Raw genomic sequence first — 19,106 nt, forward strand, 5'->3', positions numbered from 1 at the left:
GCCCAGCGAGAGCCGTCGCAGGGAGAACACCGATGACGCAGACAACGGAGCGAGAACGGCTGGGAGATGCGCTGGCCGTCGTCGGCCAGATCATCGACGCCATCGGCGAGGACATGATCGGGTCGCTCACATTCAGCCGATCGGTCATCGCGATCCAGCCCTCACACCTGAGCCAGGGAGAGGTGATCGCGCGCCAGCTGGGTCTGGACAAATTTGTCGATCACCAGATCCTCGTGCCGACCGTGACCGACTGGTCCGGTGCCTGGCCAGGTCCGTCCGAACCCTACGAACTGCACGTACGCGGGACGCGCCAGTCAGTGGCGGCGACGGCATGAGCATGCACTTGACCGACATCGCCGGCCTCCTGCACTACGTCTCCTACGGCGGCGACCTGGCCGTCGTGAACCAGACGATGCGCCTGGAGCCCGACGGAGCCGGTGACGGCTTTCCCCAGCACCGGGTGTTGGAGCTCATCGCCGCGACTCCCGCGGACGCAGGTCTGCTCGTGGCACGGCACAAGCTGGCCGCTGAGCATGAGCTCGCAGCCTGCCTGAGTCCAGGTACCCAGATGTGGTCCGGTTGGATCCACCGACCGACGGCTCAGCGCCCCGGCAGCGGCATGCGTTGCGTCGTGTACGCACCCAACACCCAGGGCCTGATCTCGTGACCGGAATCCGGCCGACAGCTCTCGCATACGTGAGCGGCCCCACCGAGAAGATTCTCGACGAACAGCATGTCGTCATCACCGAGCACGCCGCGGCCGAAGGCCTCGCGATCGAGCGCATCGTGACCGACCGGTTCGACAGGTTGACCATCAGCGAGCTCGTCGCCGCCGCACGGGCCTGTGACGTGCGGCTCGTGCTCATCCCCGCCAGCGCACGCATGGCCGAAGCTCAGGCCCGCGTGGCGTACGACCTCGAGCGACACGGCGCGGTGTGCCTCGTGATCGGCCGGGCCCGCCCTGTTCCTCAGCGAGCCGGGCGGCTCGCCAACGACCCCCCTCGCCAGCGCCTGGTGGTGCCGACATGAGCACCCCCCTACTCCCGGACGTGGACATGACAACGACGAATGACCTCCGCCAGAGCGGTGCAGCCATGGTGGTGCTGGACATCGACGGCACCATCGCTCCCTCTGGCACTGCGGAGGTCACGGCCGCCGTGCGCGCTGCGGTCGCCCGGGTGCGCGCAGCTGGACACCACGTGGTGCTGGGCTCAGGACGTTCCCTGGTCGGCGTGGTGCCGATCGCACGTCTGCTCGGGATCACCGCGGGATGGGTGGTCGCGTCCAACGGTGCGGTGACCGCTCGTCTGGACCCCCAGGCTCCCGACGGGTACCGCCTCCACCAGGCCATCACGTTCGACCCCGGTCCCGTGGTGCGCCGCACGCGCTCGGCGTTCCCCGGCGCGAGGGTCGCCGCCGAGCTCGTCGGGCGCGGCTACAAGGTCAGCCACCTGTTCACACCGCACGAGCTCAACGGCGCGCAGCAGATCGTCGACGTCGCAGAGGTCATCGACCGGCACACAACCAGGCTGGTCCTGAGTGCCCCAGGCATCACTGTCCTGCGCAGCAAGCTCCAGGCCGTCGGGGTGACGGTCACCCCGGCTGGCGACAACTGGCTGGACGTCACGCCACCCGGCTTGTCCAAGGCCACCGCACTCGAGTACGTACGCACCCAGCTCGATGTCCACCCCAGCCGCACCACCGCAGTCGGCGACGGCATCAATGACCTAGAAATGCTGGCCTGGGCCAACCGTGGAGTCGCTATGGGCCACGCACCGGCCGAGGTTCGCGCCGCAGCCGACGACGTCACGGGCACGCTCCAGGACGACGGCGCGGCCACCGTCCTGCGCTCGCTGCTGCCCGAGACGATGCCGGCTGGGCGGTGACCAGGGTGATGGCCAACTTTCCTCATGCGGGGCAGCAGCCCCTGGTCGAGCTATCCCGGGCCTTCCCGCTCACCGACCTGAGTGCGACCACGGCCGGGGCGGATCCCGCCCGGACCTACGAGGCGCTGCGTGCCCAGTGGGGCCCGGTCGCACCCGTCCAGATGGAGCCGGGCGTGCCCGCGTGGTTGGTACTGGGGTATCGGGAGTTCGGCACCGTCGCGCGCGACGAGAAGTTGTACTCGCGCGACACCACGAACTGGCGGCTGCACCGCGAAGGCCTCCTGCCAGAAGGCGCCGCGATCTGGGCATACACCCCGCCGGTCGAAAAGAAGCCGTGGAGCTCGTTCCACCACGACGGCGAGACCCGCGCCCGCCTGCGCCGGCCGCTCGACGACGCCCTGGACGCACTACCGGACGCAGCGGTCAAGGAGCGCACCAACGAGGTGTGCGGGCTGCTCCTGGACCGCCTGGACGGCGAAGAAGGGACCGTCGACCTGGTCCGCGAGTACGCGGCCGTCGTCGGGTTCGGCGCGATGGCGTCCCTGTTCGGATTCGACTCGGACACGGCCGAGCAGATGCGCCAGGACTCCGCGGTAATCATGCAGGAGTACGGTGCCCGGACCGCGGACGCACGCAAGCGGATGGGCCAGGCCCTGATGGGACACGTCGCCTCCCGCCAGGCCCACGCCGCCGTCGACCTCACCAGCGAGTTCGTCCGCCACCCCGACTTCCACAACGGCCGCGAGGTCGCCGACTCGATGACGGTGCCGCTGATCGCGGCCGCCGAGTTCCTGACCGCGTGGGTCGCACTGACCTTGCGGCTCGTGCTCACGGACGAGAGGCTCTCCGCCCGGTGGGAGGGCGGCCGCATCGACCTGGACCAGGCGCTGGACGAGGTCCTATGGCGCGACACCCCGGTCCCCAACTCGTGCCTGCCCAGGTTCGCGACCAAGGACACGGTGCTTGGCGGGGCACTGATCCGCGAGGGCGACGCCGTCGTACTGGCGATGGCCGGAGCGAACCGTGACCCAGAGTTCTTCGCCGGCGAGCTGGAGGTCGGCAACAAGTCCCACCTCGCGTGGGGCACCGGGCCGCACGCCTGCCCCGCCCAGCGTCACGCCCGGCTGATCACCCGCACCGCGGTGCAGCGCATCCGCCAGGAGCTCACCCTCACCCTCGACGTGCCCGTCGACGAGATCCAGTGGGCCTCCACCCCGTGGGTCCGCCATCCCCAGACCCTGCCCGCGCGGTACCGGCGAGAAGCCACGCGCGGCACCGAGCTGTAACCCGAAATCCCATCCCGTACCACCTACCCCCGGAGGTGCTGTCATGGAACCCGACCAGCTCGAGAACCTGTACCAGTTCGACAAGAACGGCGATCTGCAGAAGGACATCCGCGCGCTGCGTGAGCTTGGCCCGGCGCCCGCGGTCGCGTTGCCGGGCGGTGTGCGAGCGCGCGCCGTGGTCCACCCGGAGCTGCTGAAGGTCATCGCTCGGCACAAGCTGGTGTCCAAGGACGCCGGCGTGCACTGGCCCACCTACTACAACAAGCAGCTTCCGGAGGACTGGGAGCTGCTGCCCTGGGTCGCCGGCAAGCATGCCTTCTCCACCGAGTACGACAACCACACACGCCTGCGCGACCCGCTCAACAAGGCTCTCCACCCCCGCCAGGTCCAGGTGATGACGCCTCGGATCGAGCAGATCGTCGCAGCGGCACTGGACCGCGCCGCCGCGGCGGGCACTGATCCCGTGGGGCTGCCGTGCGTGGTGGACCTGCGCGAGACGCTCACGCTCGCTGTCCCCATCGCAGTCATCTCCGAGCTGCTCGGTATCCCAGACCACCTCGCTGGTCCATTCCAGCGCTGCGCCGACACCCTGTTCGACACCACGGTGTCCCGTGAGCAGATGCGCGCCAACCAGGGCGAGCTGCAGCAGACCCTCGAAGCGCTCATCAACCACCGGACAGCTCACCCCGGCGACGATCTGACCAGTGTCCTGCTCAGTGAGGAGGACGGCCGCGACCTCACGCCCGTGGAGCGCATGGCCACGATCCGCCTGATCCTCGTCGCGGCGATCGAGACCGTCGGAAACCTGATGGGCAGCGCGATCAAGGCCCTACTCACCCACCCCGGAGCGCTCGCCACCGTCCGCGCCGGAGAAGCGACCTGGGACGACGTGATCGACGAGACCCTGCGCCACGAAGGCCCCGCCGGCGGTGTGCCGCTGCGCTTCCCCGTCGAGGACATCGCCATCACCATCGACACCGACAACGGCCCCGAGACGATCCTCTTCGCCGCGGGCGAGCCCATCCTGCCCATCTGGGCCGCCGCCGGCCGCGACCCCCGCACCAACCCCGACGCCGACCAGTTCGACCTCACCCGCGACAAGCCGCAGCACCTAGCCTTCGGCCACGGCCCCCACTACTGCGCCGGCGCCCACCTCGCCGTCGTGCAGACCGAGATCGTCCTGCGCGCCGCATTCGACCGCTTCCCCAACCTGGCGCTCGCCGTAGACGGCACCTCCATCGGCACCACCCCGGGCTTCATCGCCAACGGCCCCGCCGAGCTCCCCGTCCACCTCGGTCAGGCGAACACCGCCAAGGTCGCTGAGAACGGTCACCCTTCGAAGAGGCGTGGCAAGGGCGCCGCGCGGTCAGCACCCCCGGGAACCGCACGGTGAAGACCGCCACCACCAGGCTGCTCGAGCTCGGCGCGCAGATCAGCGCCGCGCTCGAGCAACTGCCGCCGGACGCGGACGTGAAAGTCCGCGTCCGGCACGGGGACGGCCCTGCCCTGGAGGCGGCCTCGATCTGGGCCACTGTCGCGGGGACGGACACCCCAGTCCGACGATGCGAGCTGTCGGCCGCGGTCGGTATGCGTATGGACGAGATCGAGAAGGCGCTCGACCGGGCCGGGGTGCCCTACCCGAAGGCCGACCTCCGCCTGCGTGCGCGGTGGCGGCGCATCACGGCCCCCGGCGACGTCGTGCTCGGTTACGAGCTGACCGTCCACGTCCCGAACGGCCAAGACAGACCTCAGGCCGTCCAACCCCACGCCCCAGCAGGCGACGCCTGACCCCACCCAGCCCCTCCGATCAGACAGAGCTATGGACACGAACGTGAGAAAGAACCGCACCCCCCTGATCGGCCGGCGCACGGCCCGGCGCCCGTTCGCCGCACCAGCAAGACCCGCACCAAACGCGCCAACCACGTCGACCGCGACGTCGACCACCTTGGACGACGTCGGCCCCGCGCTCCTGGCGGTCGAGCTCGCCCTGACCGGCGACGGCCCGTGGTCGACCGCGCTAACCGCGATCAAGCAGATCCCCACCGGCCCGGACGCCACCTCTCGCGCGAGCCTGTTCCTCGGCGCACCGGCAGCCGCGTTCGCCCTGGACGCGGCAGCCGCGGACGGCTACCTGCAGGTCCCGGACGCCGAGGTCGTCGACGACGCCCGCCGTAGGCAGAGCGTGCTCGACGGCTACCTGTTGGAGGTCGTCGAGCAGCGCCTGGCCGGGGCGGCGGCACGGGCACAGGCCGGGCGCCCGCCGACGTCGGCCGAGCTGGGACTGACCGACGGGATCCTCGGGCTCGGAGTGCTGCTCCTGCGCCGCGCTCCGGGCAGCGAACTGATGCAGCAGGTGATCGACTACATCGTCGGCCTGACCCGCCCTGTGCTGGTCGACGGGGTGCAGGTGCCCGGCTGGTACGTCCACCACGCCCCCGCCCCGGGCGAGGCGACCCCCGGCGGGCACGTGAACCTCACCATGGCCAGCGGTGCCGCGGGATTGTTGGCGTTCCTGGCGACGTGCGTGCGCGCCGGCTACTCCCTGGAGAGCCTGCGCACACCGCTCCAGGACCTCCTCGACTGGTTCGTCACCTGGAAGCAGCCCCCGAGCGCCGAGTGGCCGGACAGTGTGTGGTGGCCGCGCTGGGTCACGCCGTCCGAGGTCCAGACGGGGCACATGGCTGGCCGTGACGAGGGAGAGGCGCTGCCGTCCTGGTCGCGGGTGGCGGGCATGGCCCGGGCCGTGCAGATGGGGGCAGGCGTGCTCGCCGAGGGCCGGCACGCCAGGTCGGACGAAGCGCGCAAGGTTCGGATGATGGCGGAGGAGGCGCTGCTGGCGTGCCTGACCGACCGGCAGGTGCGCCGACTCGGCGGCGGCCTGTGGGGTGGGCTGGCTGGCCTGTACCAGACGGGCCACCGGGCCGCCGCAGAAGCGGTCGGGCCGATGGAGATTCGGCTGAAGCACCGCATGTCCGCAGTCGGGGACGCGCTGCGTGCCCAGGTTGCCGCCCAAGCGGCGGGCGCACCGGACGATCTGTGGTCGGGGAGGTCCGGTCTGCAGCTGGCGGCGCAGACGCTGCGGCGCGGGACCGCGCCCACTTCACGGTGGGATGCCTGCCTGTTGATCACGGGCAACCCCCGCCCGGCCGCCCCGAGGAGTGGAACGTGGTCGTGATGCGAACTACCCAGCTCCGGGCCGGATTGGCCGTAGCGAACCTGCTCCAGCCCTTTCCCCTGATCGCGCGGCCGGCGCCGCTTGGTGTCGCGCTCGAGGTACGCGTCGCCCAGCTGACCTCGCTCCTGAAGGGCCCGTTCGGGAACGAGGGTGCCGCCTTTGCGTCGCGTGCCCTGAACGGCGCCGCGGCGCTGGCCTCCGAGTGCCGGCGTCCCAGGGAAGCAAACCGGATCCTGCGGGGGCACCTTGCGGTCTACGCCGGCAGGGACTCGCTGAGCGTACCGGCGGCGCTGTCGATGCTCGAGCCTGCTGCGGATCTGGCCCGTCTGTACGCCGTGGCCGGTCATCCGGACCTGGCGGTGACGTGTCTGACCAATCTGATGTACGCGGTCCGCGCTGGGACGAGCGTGAAGCTCGACCGCTACGTCCTGCCGCTGGACCGTGTTGAGGGCGGACCTGACGAGCTGCGGCTCTGGCATGAGGTGGCGTCGGCGCGGATGCTGGGCGACGCCGTCAAGATCCTGAACATGGCGGCGAAGTGGCCCGAGGCAGCGGATCTAGTCACCATGAACGGCGGTCCGGGATCCCGCCTTACCGAGCCACGCCAGGCCGTGATCGTGCCGCACCTGATCGGCGGCGGCCTGGCCTCGGCTCGTAGGCACCTGGAGCAGGCGCAACCCACCCAGGAGTGGGAGACCGAGATCGCCTCATGCCTGTCCGTGCTGGCCGCTGAGCCCGATGACCGTGCCGACGCCGCGGCGGTGATGATCGAGACCTTCCAACGCAGTGCGCCGGCGGCGCACCTCGCCGCCTACCGGGCGCGGTACGGGATCACCGTCACCCGCCTGGCCCACACCACCGGCCACCAATTCGCGAGCATCGCGCGCCAAGCCGCGGCGGAGGCGATCGCCGTCGGCGACGGCCACGCCGCCCGCGAGCTCCTGCGCACCGTGGCCGGCTGCCTGTCCCGGAAGGACATCGCCACCCTCGAGCGCAAAGTCACCCGAGCGGGCCTACGCGGCGGTGCGCTGACCGGGCACTACCTGTCCCGCCTGCGCAGCACCGCCGACCGCGCAACGACCATCCTGCGGGACTCCCTGCAGACCGCACCGCGCTGATCAGGAGGACCACCGATGCTGGAGACGACCAACCACGAGGCCAGAGCGCACCGGCCCGAAGGGATCAACCCCGGGCGTGCCCGGGGCGCGATTCGCCGCCTGTACGACCAGGAAGAGCTCGCACCCGCCCGCCTGTCCGCGCCCCTCCTGATCCGTCCCGACGGTGAAGCGACCGGCGCACTGCCCGGCGAGGTCGACCTGGTCGGCCTCTCCCACCACGTACGCCGGCTCGCCGCCCTCGGCTTGGGCGGGGTCAAGGTGTTCGCCGCTGGCCATGACCACGACCCGCGGGGATCGGCCGCGATAGCCCCCGACAACCGCATGCTCCGCGCCATCGAGACGATCAAGACCCACGCCCCGCAGCTTGCCGTCACCACGGAGGCCTGTGGCTGCTCCTGGACGTCCACCCACGAGTGCGTCCTGCGCCACGACGACGGCCGCATCGACCTGACCAATACCTACGAGCTCATGAGCCAGATGGCGCTCATGCACGCCGCGGCCGGCGCCGACGCCATCTCACCCACGGCCATGCTCGACGGGTCCATCCGAGCCGTCCGCCATGCCCTCAACGACGCCGGCTGGCGCGACGTCTCGGTCAACCCCAACATCGCCGTCGATACCGCCCTGTACGAGCCGTTCAAGGCGCTCATGGGGACCCAACCCGCCGCCGGCCGCCGCACGGGCCTGCAGATCGACACCGCCCGCTTGGTCCCCGCCTCCGTCGACTGTGCCCACCGCTGGCTCGCCGAAGGCGCCGACACACTCACCCTCCAGCCCGTCATGACCAACACCGACGCCCTCGCGGCGCTCGCGGCCCGGACCAATACTCCGGTGGTGGCGTACTCGACGTCGGGGGAGTGGGCCGCACTCCAGGCCGTGCCGGCGTCGGTGGCCATGGACTACCACCGGATGCTGTTCCGCCTCGGTGCCGGCCACGTGTTGTCCTTCGCCGCCGAGAAGATCGCCCAGACCCTGCAGAACGGACCCCGCTCGTGAACGACGCACCTCTGACCCGCCCCCACATTCTCGACGTCATCCAGGAGTCAGCGGCCCGGCTCGGGTTCCGCATGTCGTGCGAGGAACGCACCGGCGCACTCCTGGCGACCCTGGCAGCCTCGAAGCCGGGCGGCCGATTCCTGGAGATCGGCACGGGCGTCGGCGCGGGCGCCGCCTGGATGGCGTCGGGTATGGACGCCAGTTCGCGTCTGACGACGATCGAGTTCAACCCTGGCCTCCATGCCGCCGCGGCGGTGACGTTTTTCGACGACCCACGAGTCGAGCTCGTGTGCGCTGACGCCAGCGAGTGGCTGCGCGAGTACGACGGCGAGCCGTTCGACCTGGCGTTCGTGGACTGGCGGCCGGGCAAGTTCTACCAGCTCGACACGCTCCTCAACCTCCTGGCTCCTGGGGGCTTGTACGTCGTCGACGACCTGTTGCCGCAGGACACCTGGCCTGAGAACCACCCCGAGCGCGTCGACCAGTTCTTGGAGGCGTGGCCCCGCGCGGGCATGGTCGCGACGCCGATGAGCTGGGCCAGCGGGCTGCTCGTCGCCGCCAAGACGGCGTCGGCGCGGATACCGTGAACCCCATGTCTTCCCCCGTCCTGCGGATCGTTACCCGCTCCTCGCCAATGGCCCGCGCCCAGGTCGAGCGCGTCCGCAGCCTCCTGGCCCAGACCTCGCCTGACCTCGACGTCGAGGTCGTGCCTGTCACCACCACCGCGGACCGGTGGACCGGCCACCTGTCGGCCCTTGGGGGCAAGGAGAACTTCGTCCGGGAGGTCGACGCCGTCCTGGCCGCGGGCGCCGCCGACGTCGCCGTGCATTGCCTGAAGGACATGCCCGGCGAGAAGCCGCTCCCGCCCGGGATGACGATCGCGGGCTACCTCGAGCGCGACGACGTGCGCGACTGCCTCGTCAGCCCGGCTGGCCTGACGCTGGCCGAGCTACCGGCCGGGGCCAGGATCGGCACCTCCTCGGTGCGTCGACGAGCCCAGCTCACCGCCATCCGCCCTGACCTGGACTTCGTGCTGTTCCGCGGCAACGCCAACCGCCGCCTGGAGAAGCTCGCGGCCGGCGAGGTCGACGTGGCGATCCTGGCCGTCAGCGGCCTGGATCGCATCGGCCGAGCCGACGCCATCACCGAGATCTTCGAGCCCGAAGTCATGCTTCCGCCGGTCGGCGCGGGCATCCTCGCTCTGCAGTGCCGAGCGGACGACGACGCCACGCTCGAGGTCCTGGCCCCGCTCAACGACCCGGCCACGTGGCGCGAGGCCACCGCGGAGCGGATGTTCCTGCACGTCCTGCAGGGGCACTGCAACAGTCCGATCGCAGGCTGGGCGAGCCACGTCGACGACGAGCTGCAACTGCACGGCGCCGTCTACTCCTTGGACGGCAAGACCGCCCTGACGACGACCGAGTCCTCCGGCAATTTCACGCCCGCCGACCTGGGCATGAGCGCGGCCCTCGCGCTCGTCAAGCAGGGAGCCCGCGACGTCATCAGCGCCGCGCAGCACCCCTGATCCACCAAGGCACCTCCCCACGCGCCACGCGCGGCTGCTGCCCGATGAGCCCACCATCTGGAGGTACCCGATGATGACCGACCCGGAGCAGATTCTCGGCCAGCGCGACGAGCAGGCCGTGCTCGAGGCAGTGGGCGCCGCCCGCCGAGAGCAAGCGGCGCTCGAGGCGCTGGGCGGCCGGCGGTGGTTCGCGGCACCCCTGGCCTCGTTCGAGCGAGAGGAGGCTCGGTTCGAGCGGTGGATCAACTGCCATCTGGTCTCGCCCGCACGGTGGGACAAGCTGGCCGCCGAGGACATCACGACGAGCATGCACCGGTTCCAGAGCGTCCGCGAGACCCTGCGCAACCCGTTCCATCCCCGCACGCTGGAGATCCTCGACGAGGTCGCCGCGTTCATCCTGGAGCGCCGCGGCGTACGCGACGGGTTCGCCGACGTCGTCGACGACCTGCCCCCTTTGGCCAAGCGCCTGAACCAGGCGGGCATCGAGGAGTACATCCGGGCCGAGATCGCCCGCCGTCAGGCCGTAGCAGCCGACCCCGTGCTGCTCGTGAAGCACCAGCAGGCCGAGCTCAACACGGTCCAGTCCCACCGCGCCGGCGAGCAGTGGCTGATCGTGCAGCACAAGGCCAGCGGCATGCGCTCCCGGTTTATGTACAAGCCCGACCAGGTCGAGGGGAAGGTATACGCCAGGCCGTTCGGCATCGCCTCGATCGACCCCGACCGGATCGAGGACCCGCAGAACCGGGCCCCCGAGTGGCAGGACTACGCCGGACTCGGGATCGGCACCAAGCTCTACCTACGAGCCACCGAAGAACTACCCGACGTGCGCTGGGGAGCCACCTCCGTCAGCCCATACGCCGAACCACTGCGCACCAAGCTTCACGCCATCGACCCCTGGCGCTGGCGCTCGCGGATGTGCTCCTGCTACGAGACGTGGGGCGGGCTGACCCGGCAGGCCTTCGCCGAGGCCGTTCACGAGCCCGCGGTCCGCGATTCGGAGGCTTGAGAGATGGCAGTTCCGCGCCCGGATGCCGTCGCGGCGTACGCCGCCGCTGCCGCGGCGGACCGGACGGAATCGGCCCGCGCGCTCCTTGAGCGCGACGGTTATGTACCGGTGGATGGGCCAGGCGAGCTGTCAGGGGGTGCGGCTCTGCTGCGCGAGCACCTGGTCGCTCCTCCGCCGGCGCAGGATGTACTCGCTGAGCGTCTGCTGGAGTTTGCCGGCCGCCCGCGGCCCTGGCTCCCCAGCGGGGTCAGCGTGCGAACCGAGTTCGCGTGGATCAGCCCGGGCCGGATCTTGCTGGGCCGTGAGGGCCTGGACTCCTTCCACCATGACAACAGCGACGGCGCGCGACAGCGCGTCCGTGGCGAGATCTCACGCGAGGCGCGCGTGCCCTTCGATCCGGTGGCCGGCATCCCGCAGTTCGCGCGCCGGCTCGCTGCCGAGCAGGGACACCCCGAGAGTCTGGCCGAGCTGTTCGGCCTGCCGGACCCCGAGGTGCCACTGCACTTGATGGTTGAGGGCTGGTGGACGCCGGCCGGCGCGGTCTTCAAGGTCTCGGAGAACGGGAACCATCGTCTGGCCGCCATGGCTGTCCTGCGGGCGCCATGTGTCCTTGCTCGCGTGGAGTGGTACGGGCCAACCTTCGACTCCGGCTACGAGGACAACACCAGCCCTGTGATGGACCAGTTCGCGTGGATCGACTTCTTGCGGACCTTCCAGGTCGTCGCTGGCACTGGGGACCTGAACCACGAGCGCGCCCACCACGGTGTCGGCCTTGAGTACCTCGCCCACACCGGGCCGTTCACCACACGATGGCCGGTCCTGCTCAGCGGGCCCGACACGGCCAAGAGGTCACTGGCTGCCCTCGACACGCTCACCGGCACCGCCTACGCCGGGGGCATCGGCACGCTGCCACGGTCGCTGTTCGACGACCCCCGACGCGTCCGGGCGGCGATGCGACAGCTGCACCGGACCACGGAGAAGATCCAGGCCAGAGCCCCCTGGCCGGCCCCGCCGCGAACCGGTCTCCGGAGGTTCTCCGGCTCCGGTCTCTGACCCGTCCTGCGACCACGCCAGCATCAGACATCGCTTCGAGAGGATCCGCCCGTGACCTTCGACTGGAACGCCACTGCCCCCGGGGGCCGCACCGGTGTGCGGCTCGGCGCCGTCTCGTGACGTCGCTGGTCGTGGAGGTCGCTCGGCCACGGTTCTGGTGGCGAGCCGACGGCGATCGGCTGCGTGAGTGGGCCAACCTGCAGGTCAGCCCGGACGACGCAGACGGCTACCAGCGGCACGAAGACCGCGACGACCAGCGCTGGGATCTGGTCGCCACGGCGGTGGCGAGCGTCGGCGCCGAGCTGGCAGCTGGTGCGTGGACACCACTGTTCTACGAGGACGAGCCGACGAAGGACGGCAGGGTCGAGGTGGACCTGCCCAGTCCGCTGTCGCCCACCGAGACCCACATCGTCCGGTCCTGGTTCAACGACGCCGAAGCCGTGTGCACCGATCCTTGGGACGCCGACCTCGGCGTCCAGAACGGTCGGCACCGATTGTGGGACGCCCTGCGCCACAGCAGCGACCTGCTGCTACCGATCCGCGGCACCAGCCTCCGGTACGCGAACCCGTACGCCGCCAGCGAGTACGAGTCGCGCCCAGGCGTCACAGATCGCTGGCAGGACAGCTTCACCACCTACTGCCTCGACGAGCTGTACTTCATCGACTGGTTCGACCACCGCGACGCACTCAACCGTCGCTTCGTCGCCGCGCTCCAGGAGGCCGCCCGCGGCCAGTGGCCTGACCCGACAGCGCTCGGCCACGACACTCCCGAACCGCTCGTCGAGCCCGGCAGCACTGCACAGCCGCCACCGCCCACCCGCCTGCAGCGGATCGCTGCCTGGCTCCGGGGCGCCGAGAACCACCACCGATGAACACCGGATCCGCAGGGGGAACCGCATGACGACCACACCGATGACCGACCGCGCCGACGAACTGCGCGCGCAGCTCGTCGACGGACTGCGCACCGGTGTCCGGCGCCCACCGATGAACCTGCCCGCTCCCATCTGGGCGGCGATGCTGGCCGTGCCGCGCCATGCGTTCTGCCCACCCGGCACGACGCTGGAGGAGGCCTACGCCGACGACGTCGTCCGCACCCGACGCAACGAGACCACCGGCAAGACGACGTCCTCGGTCAGTGCCCCATGGCTTCAGGCGAAGATGCTCGCTCAGGCCGCCATCCACCGAGGCATGAGGGTCCTCGAGCTCGGCAGCGGAGGCTACAACGCCTCCCTGATCGCCGAGCTCGTCGGCGAGGCCGGCTACGTCGTGACCGTCGACATCGACCAGGTCGTCGTCGAGAACACCAGGGCCGCTCTGGCTGCCGCCGGATACGCCCACCGAGTCACCGCCATCTGCGCCGACGCCACCGCCCCGCTCGACCTCGGAACCTTCGACCGGATCATCGTCACCATGGGCGTCTGGGACATCCCAGCGGCCTGGACCGACCAGCTGAACGCCGCCGGCGTCCTCGTCGCGCCACTGCGGGCCCGCCACCCCAACGAGTGCTGGTCCATCGACTTCCACCGCGACGGCGACCTCCTGGTGGGGAGGACGGCGTTCGTCTGCGGTTTCGTCGACGCCCAGGGCGTCGGTGCCCTGCACCCCGACACCGCCGACGTCACCCTCGCCGACACTCCCGTCACCCTCACCGCATGGGACCCCACCACCGACCTCACTCACCTGGCCGCCGAGCTCGACCAGCCCACCTCTGTGCGCGTCGGGTCGGGCGTAGTTCTCACCCCGCCCGGAATGTTCGTCGGCATGCGCACCCACCTCGCCTTCCACCTACCCGGCCTCGCCGAGATCACCTTCGACGGCGGCGGCCTGACCCGCCGCTTCCACCAGGAGTCCTGGACCACCTTCGCGCGCGTCGACCACGACTCCCTCGCCGTCGCCGGCTACTGGGAGACCGACCAAGGGCACGAGCTCGGCGCTCGCGGCTTCGGGCCGCGGGCAGGTCAGGTCGCCACCGAGCTGGCCGGCTACATCGCTGAGTGGGGGGAGCGGGGGCAGCCGCAGCGTGCCGCGCACGTATATCGCGTTCCAGGCTCGACGGCGCCACTGGAGGGGTCGATGCTTCAGCTGCCCGGCGGCGGGCACCTGGCTGTCACCCAACACCAGGATCGCGCGGGGGAGGTCTGAGGGGCTCAAGGGTCCAGCCAACGCACCACCGCTCGAACACCCTCGCGTTCACCGTCACCCGATTCAAGCGCCTGAGGAGGCACCCGACCATGACCGAACGGCCGCTCGCTACCCCCACCGCCGTCACTCGGACCGTGGTAGCAACCACCTACGACCTCATCTGCCCCGACGACCTGGGCCCCACCGAGACAAACACATTCGTCCCGCGGCGGCTCGAGGTCAAGGTCTTCGAGGGCGGGACGGTGTTCGCCACGCTCACCGGGCGCATGGCTGCCGACCGCGGAGCGCCGCACGGCGAGGACCTGGTCCAGACGTGGGTGGACGGCCCGACCGACAGCGGGCTGCCTCGGACTGTGACCAGCGCGCCCGACTGGGTACGCAAGGCAGTCCAGAGCGCCACTGCCGCCGTGCCGGCGGGCCCAGCATGAGCACATGTGTGTTCTGCCAGATCGTGCAGGGGAAGGCGCCGGCGACCGTGGTGTGGGCGTGGGAGGACGCGGTCGCGTTCGTGCCGCTAGGCCCGGTCGTCGAGGAGGAGCACGGGCACGTGCTCGTCGTGCCCCGGACCCATGTCGAAGACTTCACGACGAACCCGGAAGTGACCGCGGCGACATCGCGCCGCGCCGCCGAACTCGGCGCCAAGCTGCGCGCCGCTGGCCGGGACCTGAACCTGATCACTTCTGCTGGCCCGGCGGCGACGCAGACGGTGCGCCACCTGCACGTCCACGTCGTGACCCGGCGGGCCGAGGACGGGCTCCATCTGCCCTGGACCGGCCAGAAGAAGGGCTAGGGGCAGCGTGAGCACCGAGAGCATGGGCGTGCCTGTTGTCCTGGACACGGACATCGGGGGCGACGCCGACGACGCGCTGGCCGTCGCCGCGGCCGCGCGCCTCCTGCCCGACCTGGCCGCGGTCGTGACCGGCGACGAGCTCGACGGGCAGCGCGCCAGGTTCGCCCGTCACCTGCTGGACCTGCTCGACCGGCCCGACGTCGTCACGGTCGCCGGCGCGGACCTGGGCCACGTCCGCGACTTCGTCGTGGAGGACCTGGTGCCCGACGACGTGCCGGCCCAGCGCGTCGACGTGGTCGACGTCTTGCTCGAGGTGTGTGCGCGCGCCGACGGGCCGGTCCGGTGGGTCGGGATGGGGCCGCTGACGAACCTCGCCCGGATCGTGACCGAGGTGCCAGTCGTCGCCGCGCGGCTGCAGGTGACGCAGATGGGCGGCGCGCTGCGCTACCGGCATCCGGACCGGGCCGAGCACAACGTCCACCAGGACGTGGCCGCGACGGCGACCGTCTTTGCTGCGGCCGCCGACGGGCGGCTGCCGCGGCCGTCGTTCGTGGCCTCCGAGGTGACGTGGGACCCGCGGATCGCGGTCACCCGTGAAAGCCCGATCTACCAGGGCCTCGCAGCCGACGACGCGCCCGCCTGGGCGCGGCTGCTGGTCCAGAGCCTGGACCGCTGGTTCGAGCGCTTCCACCCCGCGACCCTCCAGCACGACGCGCTGACCCTGACCGCGGCCCTCGGCCTGCCCTTCGTCAGCTTCGACATGCTGCCGATCCGCCTGGACGACGTCGGACGCACGAGCGTCGACGAGACCTCCGGCGCCCCGATGCGCTGGAGCTTGCGCGCCGAGCACGAGCCGTTCATGAACTGGCTTGCCGCAGCGCTCGCCCTGGCGAGCTCCACTGCGCGGTCGACCGCTGGCCATCGTCCGGTGGACCGGCGGGCGGAGGGCTGTTGTCAGAACTCGTCGTCGCCGGCGATCTGACCGATGGGGAAGATGTGTCGGGTGGCTGCGCAGACCGTCTCCAGGGCGTGCACCGGTGTGCCCTCCCTGGAGTAGCTGGTGCGAAGGATCTGGACGACCCACTCGTCTGGTTCGAGCTCGAGCGTCTGCCGTTCGAAGATGGTCGGCCGCCGGCAGGTGAGGGACTCCTCGGCGTGTCCGAACGTGTAGCCGAGATCGTCGAGCGCGGCCTGCAGGGTCGGCCGGACGAACTCGGGCTCGGCGATGCGTGTGTCGCCGAACAGGTCGGCGCGGAAGAACGAGGTCGCGATCCTGACCGGCACGTCGTTGGCCTTCATCAGCTTGCGCCGCGCGATCACGTCGGAGCTCTCGGGTACGTGCAGCACCGCGGCGATGTGCTCGCTGGCTGTCTCCGGTCCGACGTACAGCATCTGCCGGTCGGCCTTGATGCCCTGCTGCTCCGCCTCGACCAGGAAGAGGCTGACCGACCCGCGGGTGCTGGGCGGCGTGGGTAGGGACCGCTGCACCAGCACGCGCGGCGCCGCTGTGGAAGGCGGCTCGGGCGCGCGAGCGGCCTCACCCTTCCCGATCTGGGTGACGCGAGCTGGGGTGACGCCAAGCCTGGCGGCGATCTGGTCGCGTGACTTGCCCTCGGTCTTGGCGTCGGCGATCGCCTGCCGGCGGTAGCGAGCTCCCGCCTCGAGCAGACCCCCGCCCTCGGTCATCAGCCGCGTGAGTGCTTCCGCGCGGTCGAGCGGGTCCGGCAGGTTGGCGGCTTCCTGAAGAGATCGGGCGTCCATGGCCCCGAGTATCGCAGACGGGGTAAGGGGGGCTATCTCGAACCTCTTGCCATTCAGGGTTAGCCCCCCTTACTCTCAGAGAGTTATCCCCCCTTACCGTAAGTGGGGGTTACCTCATCGGGAGGCTGGCACATGGCACGTGTAACCGGCGAGACCCTCACGGACCGACTCGGACCGCGCCGGCATCCGAGCCGACCGGCCTCTGCTCACCGTCGGGGGACCGCGATGACCGCGGCCACCGTCGAGCTCGACTGGGCGACACGAGTCATCGCGCACTGGGCGGCCGCCGACCTGCGCAGCACCGACGCACGGCTCGGCGCCCTGAGCATCGGCGACCACAGAGTCGAGATCGCCGAGATCACCGTGACCGCAAGCTCCACCGACGACGCCACACGGCTGGCCGAGCTGCTCAGCCTCTCGCCCGCGAACCCCGAACCCGGGGTGCACTGGCAGGCCTGGTCCGGATGGGTCAGTGAAGCCTCCGCCCAGTACCCGGTACTGGTGCGCGTGGCCGCACCGACCGCCGGCCGCGAGGTGCACTCATGACCCTCCACAGCACGCTCCACGCGCCCACCGCCGGCATCCGCCTGGTGTGGCCCGCGGCCTACACCGTCGTCCTCGACCCCGGTGCCAGCGAGCAGGCTCGCATCCGCAACATCGTCCGCGAACGCTGCCTGATCGTTCTCGCCACCGGCCTGGCGTTCACCGCCATCGCGATCCTGCACAGCTCACAACCGCATGACCGGCCCTGGCCCCTTGCCGCCATGCTCCTCCTGGCGGCGCTCGCGGCCCGCCGCGGCTCGTCCGGGGCGAAGGGTCGTTCCCGCTCTGCTCGTCGACGTGCTCGACCCGCTGCGCGGCATGGCTCCCTCGGCGCCGAGCGAGGTGCAGCGTCTTGTCTGGGAGGCCAGCGAGCTGATCCGAACCGCTGAAGCGCTCGACGGCGCTCCGGGTTGCGACGCGTGTGGCGCACGCATCGAGGCGATCGCCGCCCGCCTGGGAACGCTCCTCGACGCCGCCGTCGCCGAGAGCCCCCTGCTCTCCTCGAGGAGGTCAGCCTGATGCCCCTGCTACTGGTCTATGCGGGGATCGTCGTCGTGCTGTGCGTGTGGGCGGCATATGCCTGGAAGCCCCACCGCCGCTGACGTCGGCCCGCACCGCATCTGTCCTACCTGCCAGCTACCCGGGTACGTCGAAGGCGCCCCAGGGGATGAGGAACACAAGTGTCAGCAAGCATCCCGCCCATGAGGCGCCTTCGGTTCGAGTGTCCCACTCGCGCGACGCGGCGTCCAGCGCCGCGGGCGGAGAGCCGCGGCGCGGTCGCGGTGGCCAGACGAGGTCGCTCGCGACTGCGCAGGTGGTCAGCTCCCGAGGAACGCTGCCGCCCACTCCATGAGCTGCTCCGCCGCGATGTTGCCCGCGACGCCGCCAGCGAGTGTCACCGCCCCGGACCGGACCTTGTCCACGAAGGCCACGAGCTTGCCCTTGCTCGGCTCCTCCCGGGCGGCAAGCACCGCAGCGACGTAGGCGCTCAGATCCTCGTTGCCCAGTCCGAGGTCCTGAGCAGCCTTGCTCAGGCTGGCAAGGTCGCCCGCGTTGACCGTGACGGTTTGGGTGACGTTGGCCCCTTGGGCGATGGTCGGCGAGCCGCCGTAGATGTGGTTGTGGAACGTCGTGATCACGCTCTGTACACCCGCGTCTTCAACGGTCGGTCCTCCAGGCTCGCCAGCCGAGGCGGCGGCATCCTGCAGGTCGAGCGCCAGCTTCATGACCTCAGTCCTGATCGCGTCGAGCACACCGACGATGGACGCCTTCTGCACCATGATCCGCGCTGAGAACAGCGACGTCCCCTCGACGTGCGCAGCCTTCCCTTCCGCGGCCAGAGAGTTCCACAGGAGCACGAGCTGGGCCGGCCACGGCTCACCGATCTCCTGGTCGCTGGCGGCCAGCCTTTCTAGTTCCGAGACCGGTTGGCGGAAGGGGAGCAGGAACCACGCCTTCGGGAAGTCGTCAGAGACGTCGTGCACCACGAGCGTGGTCGCCCCGTTGTATCCCGACCATGTCGCCTCGACCCCGGTCTCCGTGCTGCGGCGGTACACGGGCAGCTCGTCACGCTCGATGTTGGCGTCGTATCCGGCGAGCTCTCGCTCGACCCAGTTCCGCACCGTGTCGGCACGCAGACGGCGCGCCGCGGCCAGCGCGCTCCGCAGCAAGTTCGCAGTGCTGACGGACGGATCCGAGGCACCGTCGATGATCCTGTCGAGTGCTGACGCCATCGCGCGAGCATCTCACCTCTCGGCGTCGGCACGTATGCCTTCCCGGCAGCACCCGCTGGCTCCGCCCTCACTCCCACCGGGTGGGCGGCGTG

The 19,106-nt window shown here is 70.6% G+C and carries 23 protein-coding genes; 21 read left to right on the forward strand and 2 right to left on the reverse strand.

Going from position 1 to position 19,106, the window contains the following annotated elements; all coding sequences use genetic code 11:
• Window positions 1–32: 32 nt before the first annotated feature.
• The 19 genes from ACNYC2_RS29735 (at window position 33) to ACNYC2_RS29825 (ending at window position 15,959) form a co-directional block, all read left to right on the forward strand.
• Window positions 33–335, forward strand: a complete 303-nt coding sequence (locus ACNYC2_RS29735) for a hypothetical protein (RefSeq protein WP_419707958.1) — start codon at window positions 33–35, stop codon at window positions 333–335.
• Window positions 332–667 (forward strand): hypothetical protein, encoded by a 336-nt coding sequence (locus ACNYC2_RS29740; protein ID WP_419707959.1) that lies wholly within the window; start codon window positions 332–334, stop codon window positions 665–667. The genes ACNYC2_RS29735 and ACNYC2_RS29740 overlap by 4 nt, the downstream gene beginning before the upstream one ends.
• Before the next feature lie 29 nt (window positions 668–696).
• Complete coding sequence (locus ACNYC2_RS29745) at window positions 697–1,029, forward strand: hypothetical protein (protein ID WP_419707960.1); 333 nt, start codon at window positions 697–699, stop codon at window positions 1,027–1,029.
• Window positions 1,030–1,055: 26 nt separating this feature from the next.
• The gene (locus ACNYC2_RS29750) at window positions 1,056–1,886 is read left to right on the forward strand and encodes an HAD family hydrolase (RefSeq protein WP_419707961.1); all 831 of its coding nucleotides are present in this window, start codon (window positions 1,056–1,058) and stop codon (window positions 1,884–1,886) included.
• Window positions 1,887–1,894: 8 nt separating this feature from the next.
• Window positions 1,895–3,172: a cytochrome P450 gene (locus ACNYC2_RS29755; RefSeq protein ID WP_419707962.1), complete on the forward strand. Its 1,278-nt coding sequence runs from the start codon at window positions 1,895–1,897 to the stop codon at window positions 3,170–3,172.
• 43 nt (window positions 3,173–3,215) lie between these two features.
• The gene (locus tag ACNYC2_RS29760) at window positions 3,216–4,565 is read left to right on the forward strand and encodes a cytochrome P450 (RefSeq protein ID WP_419707963.1); all 1,350 of its coding nucleotides are present in this window, start codon (window positions 3,216–3,218) and stop codon (window positions 4,563–4,565) included.
• Window positions 4,562–4,960 (forward strand): hypothetical protein, encoded by a 399-nt coding sequence (locus ACNYC2_RS29765; RefSeq protein ID WP_419707964.1) that lies wholly within the window; start codon window positions 4,562–4,564, stop codon window positions 4,958–4,960. Before ACNYC2_RS29760 ends, ACNYC2_RS29765 begins: the two co-directional genes overlap by 4 nt.
• Window positions 4,961–5,003: 43 nt before the next feature.
• On the forward strand, window positions 5,004–6,347 hold the full coding sequence (locus ACNYC2_RS29770; protein ID WP_419707965.1) for a lanthionine synthetase LanC family protein: 1,344 nt from the start codon (window positions 5,004–5,006) through the stop codon (window positions 6,345–6,347).
• The gene (locus ACNYC2_RS29775; RefSeq protein WP_419707966.1) at window positions 6,347–7,465 is read left to right on the forward strand and encodes a hypothetical protein; all 1,119 of its coding nucleotides are present in this window, start codon (window positions 6,347–6,349) and stop codon (window positions 7,463–7,465) included. The genes ACNYC2_RS29770 and ACNYC2_RS29775 overlap by 1 nt, the downstream gene beginning before the upstream one ends.
• 15 nt (window positions 7,466–7,480) lie before the next feature.
• Window positions 7,481–8,461: a hypothetical protein gene (locus ACNYC2_RS29780; RefSeq protein ID WP_419707967.1), complete on the forward strand. Its 981-nt coding sequence runs from the start codon at window positions 7,481–7,483 to the stop codon at window positions 8,459–8,461.
• Window positions 8,458–9,048, forward strand: a complete 591-nt coding sequence (locus ACNYC2_RS29785; protein ID WP_419707968.1) for an O-methyltransferase — start codon at window positions 8,458–8,460, stop codon at window positions 9,046–9,048. Before ACNYC2_RS29780 ends, ACNYC2_RS29785 begins: the two co-directional genes overlap by 4 nt.
• A gap of 5 nt (window positions 9,049–9,053) precedes the next feature.
• Window positions 9,054–9,986 (forward strand): hydroxymethylbilane synthase, encoded by a 933-nt coding sequence (hemC, locus tag ACNYC2_RS29790; RefSeq protein WP_419707969.1) that lies wholly within the window; start codon window positions 9,054–9,056, stop codon window positions 9,984–9,986.
• 70 nt (window positions 9,987–10,056) lie between these two features.
• Window positions 10,057–10,992, forward strand: a complete 936-nt coding sequence (locus tag ACNYC2_RS29795; protein WP_419707970.1) for a hypothetical protein — start codon at window positions 10,057–10,059, stop codon at window positions 10,990–10,992.
• A gap of 3 nt (window positions 10,993–10,995) precedes the next feature.
• Window positions 10,996–12,045, forward strand: coding sequence for a hypothetical protein (locus tag ACNYC2_RS29800; protein WP_419707971.1), 1,050 nt, complete (start codon window positions 10,996–10,998; stop codon window positions 12,043–12,045).
• A 116-nt stretch (window positions 12,046–12,161) separates the two neighbouring features.
• A complete protein-coding gene (locus ACNYC2_RS29805; protein WP_419707972.1) occupies window positions 12,162–12,917 on the forward strand; it encodes a hypothetical protein in 756 nt (251 codons plus the stop codon).
• 25 nt (window positions 12,918–12,942) lie between these two features.
• Window positions 12,943–14,187, forward strand: a complete 1,245-nt coding sequence (locus ACNYC2_RS29810; protein WP_419707973.1) for a class I SAM-dependent methyltransferase — start codon at window positions 12,943–12,945, stop codon at window positions 14,185–14,187.
• Between the two features lie 89 nt (window positions 14,188–14,276).
• Window positions 14,277–14,615 carry a hypothetical protein gene (locus tag ACNYC2_RS29815; protein WP_419707974.1) on the forward strand — a complete coding sequence of 113 codons (339 nt, stop codon included), beginning with the start codon at window positions 14,277–14,279 and terminating at the stop codon, window positions 14,613–14,615.
• The gene (locus ACNYC2_RS29820; protein WP_419707975.1) at window positions 14,612–14,977 is read left to right on the forward strand and encodes an HIT family protein; all 366 of its coding nucleotides are present in this window, start codon (window positions 14,612–14,614) and stop codon (window positions 14,975–14,977) included. Before ACNYC2_RS29815 ends, ACNYC2_RS29820 begins: the two co-directional genes overlap by 4 nt.
• A 7-nt stretch (window positions 14,978–14,984) precedes the next feature.
• Window positions 14,985–15,959 carry a nucleoside hydrolase gene (locus ACNYC2_RS29825; protein ID WP_419707976.1) on the forward strand — a complete coding sequence of 325 codons (975 nt, stop codon included), beginning with the start codon at window positions 14,985–14,987 and terminating at the stop codon, window positions 15,957–15,959.
• On the opposite strand, the gene ACNYC2_RS29830 is transcribed toward ACNYC2_RS29825, so the two are convergent.
• Window positions 15,932–16,738: a UTRA domain-containing protein gene (locus tag ACNYC2_RS29830; protein WP_419707977.1), complete on the reverse strand. Its 807-nt coding sequence runs from the start codon at window positions 16,736–16,738 to the stop codon at window positions 15,932–15,934. The genes ACNYC2_RS29825 and ACNYC2_RS29830 overlap by 28 nt on opposite strands.
• 225 nt (window positions 16,739–16,963) lie before the next feature.
• On the opposite strand from ACNYC2_RS29830, the gene ACNYC2_RS29835 reads away from it, so the two are divergent.
• Both ACNYC2_RS29835 and ACNYC2_RS29840 read left to right on the forward strand, forming a co-directional pair.
• Window positions 16,964–17,284, forward strand: coding sequence for a hypothetical protein (locus ACNYC2_RS29835; RefSeq protein ID WP_419707978.1), 321 nt, complete (start codon window positions 16,964–16,966; stop codon window positions 17,282–17,284).
• On the forward strand, window positions 17,281–17,670 hold the full coding sequence (locus ACNYC2_RS29840; protein WP_419707979.1) for a hypothetical protein: 390 nt from the start codon (window positions 17,281–17,283) through the stop codon (window positions 17,668–17,670). The genes ACNYC2_RS29835 and ACNYC2_RS29840 overlap by 4 nt, the downstream gene beginning before the upstream one ends.
• Before the next feature lie 429 nt (window positions 17,671–18,099).
• Here ACNYC2_RS29840 and ACNYC2_RS29845 read toward each other — a convergent pair whose 3' ends face one another.
• Entirely contained in the window at window positions 18,100–19,014 is a 915-nt protein-coding gene (locus ACNYC2_RS29845; RefSeq protein WP_419707980.1) for a hypothetical protein, read from the reverse strand.
• Window positions 19,015–19,106: the final 92 nt, after the last annotated feature.

This window comes from Promicromonospora sp. NFX87, assembly GCF_048564965.1.
Lineage (GTDB): Bacteria > Actinomycetota > Actinomycetes > Actinomycetales > Cellulomonadaceae > Promicromonospora.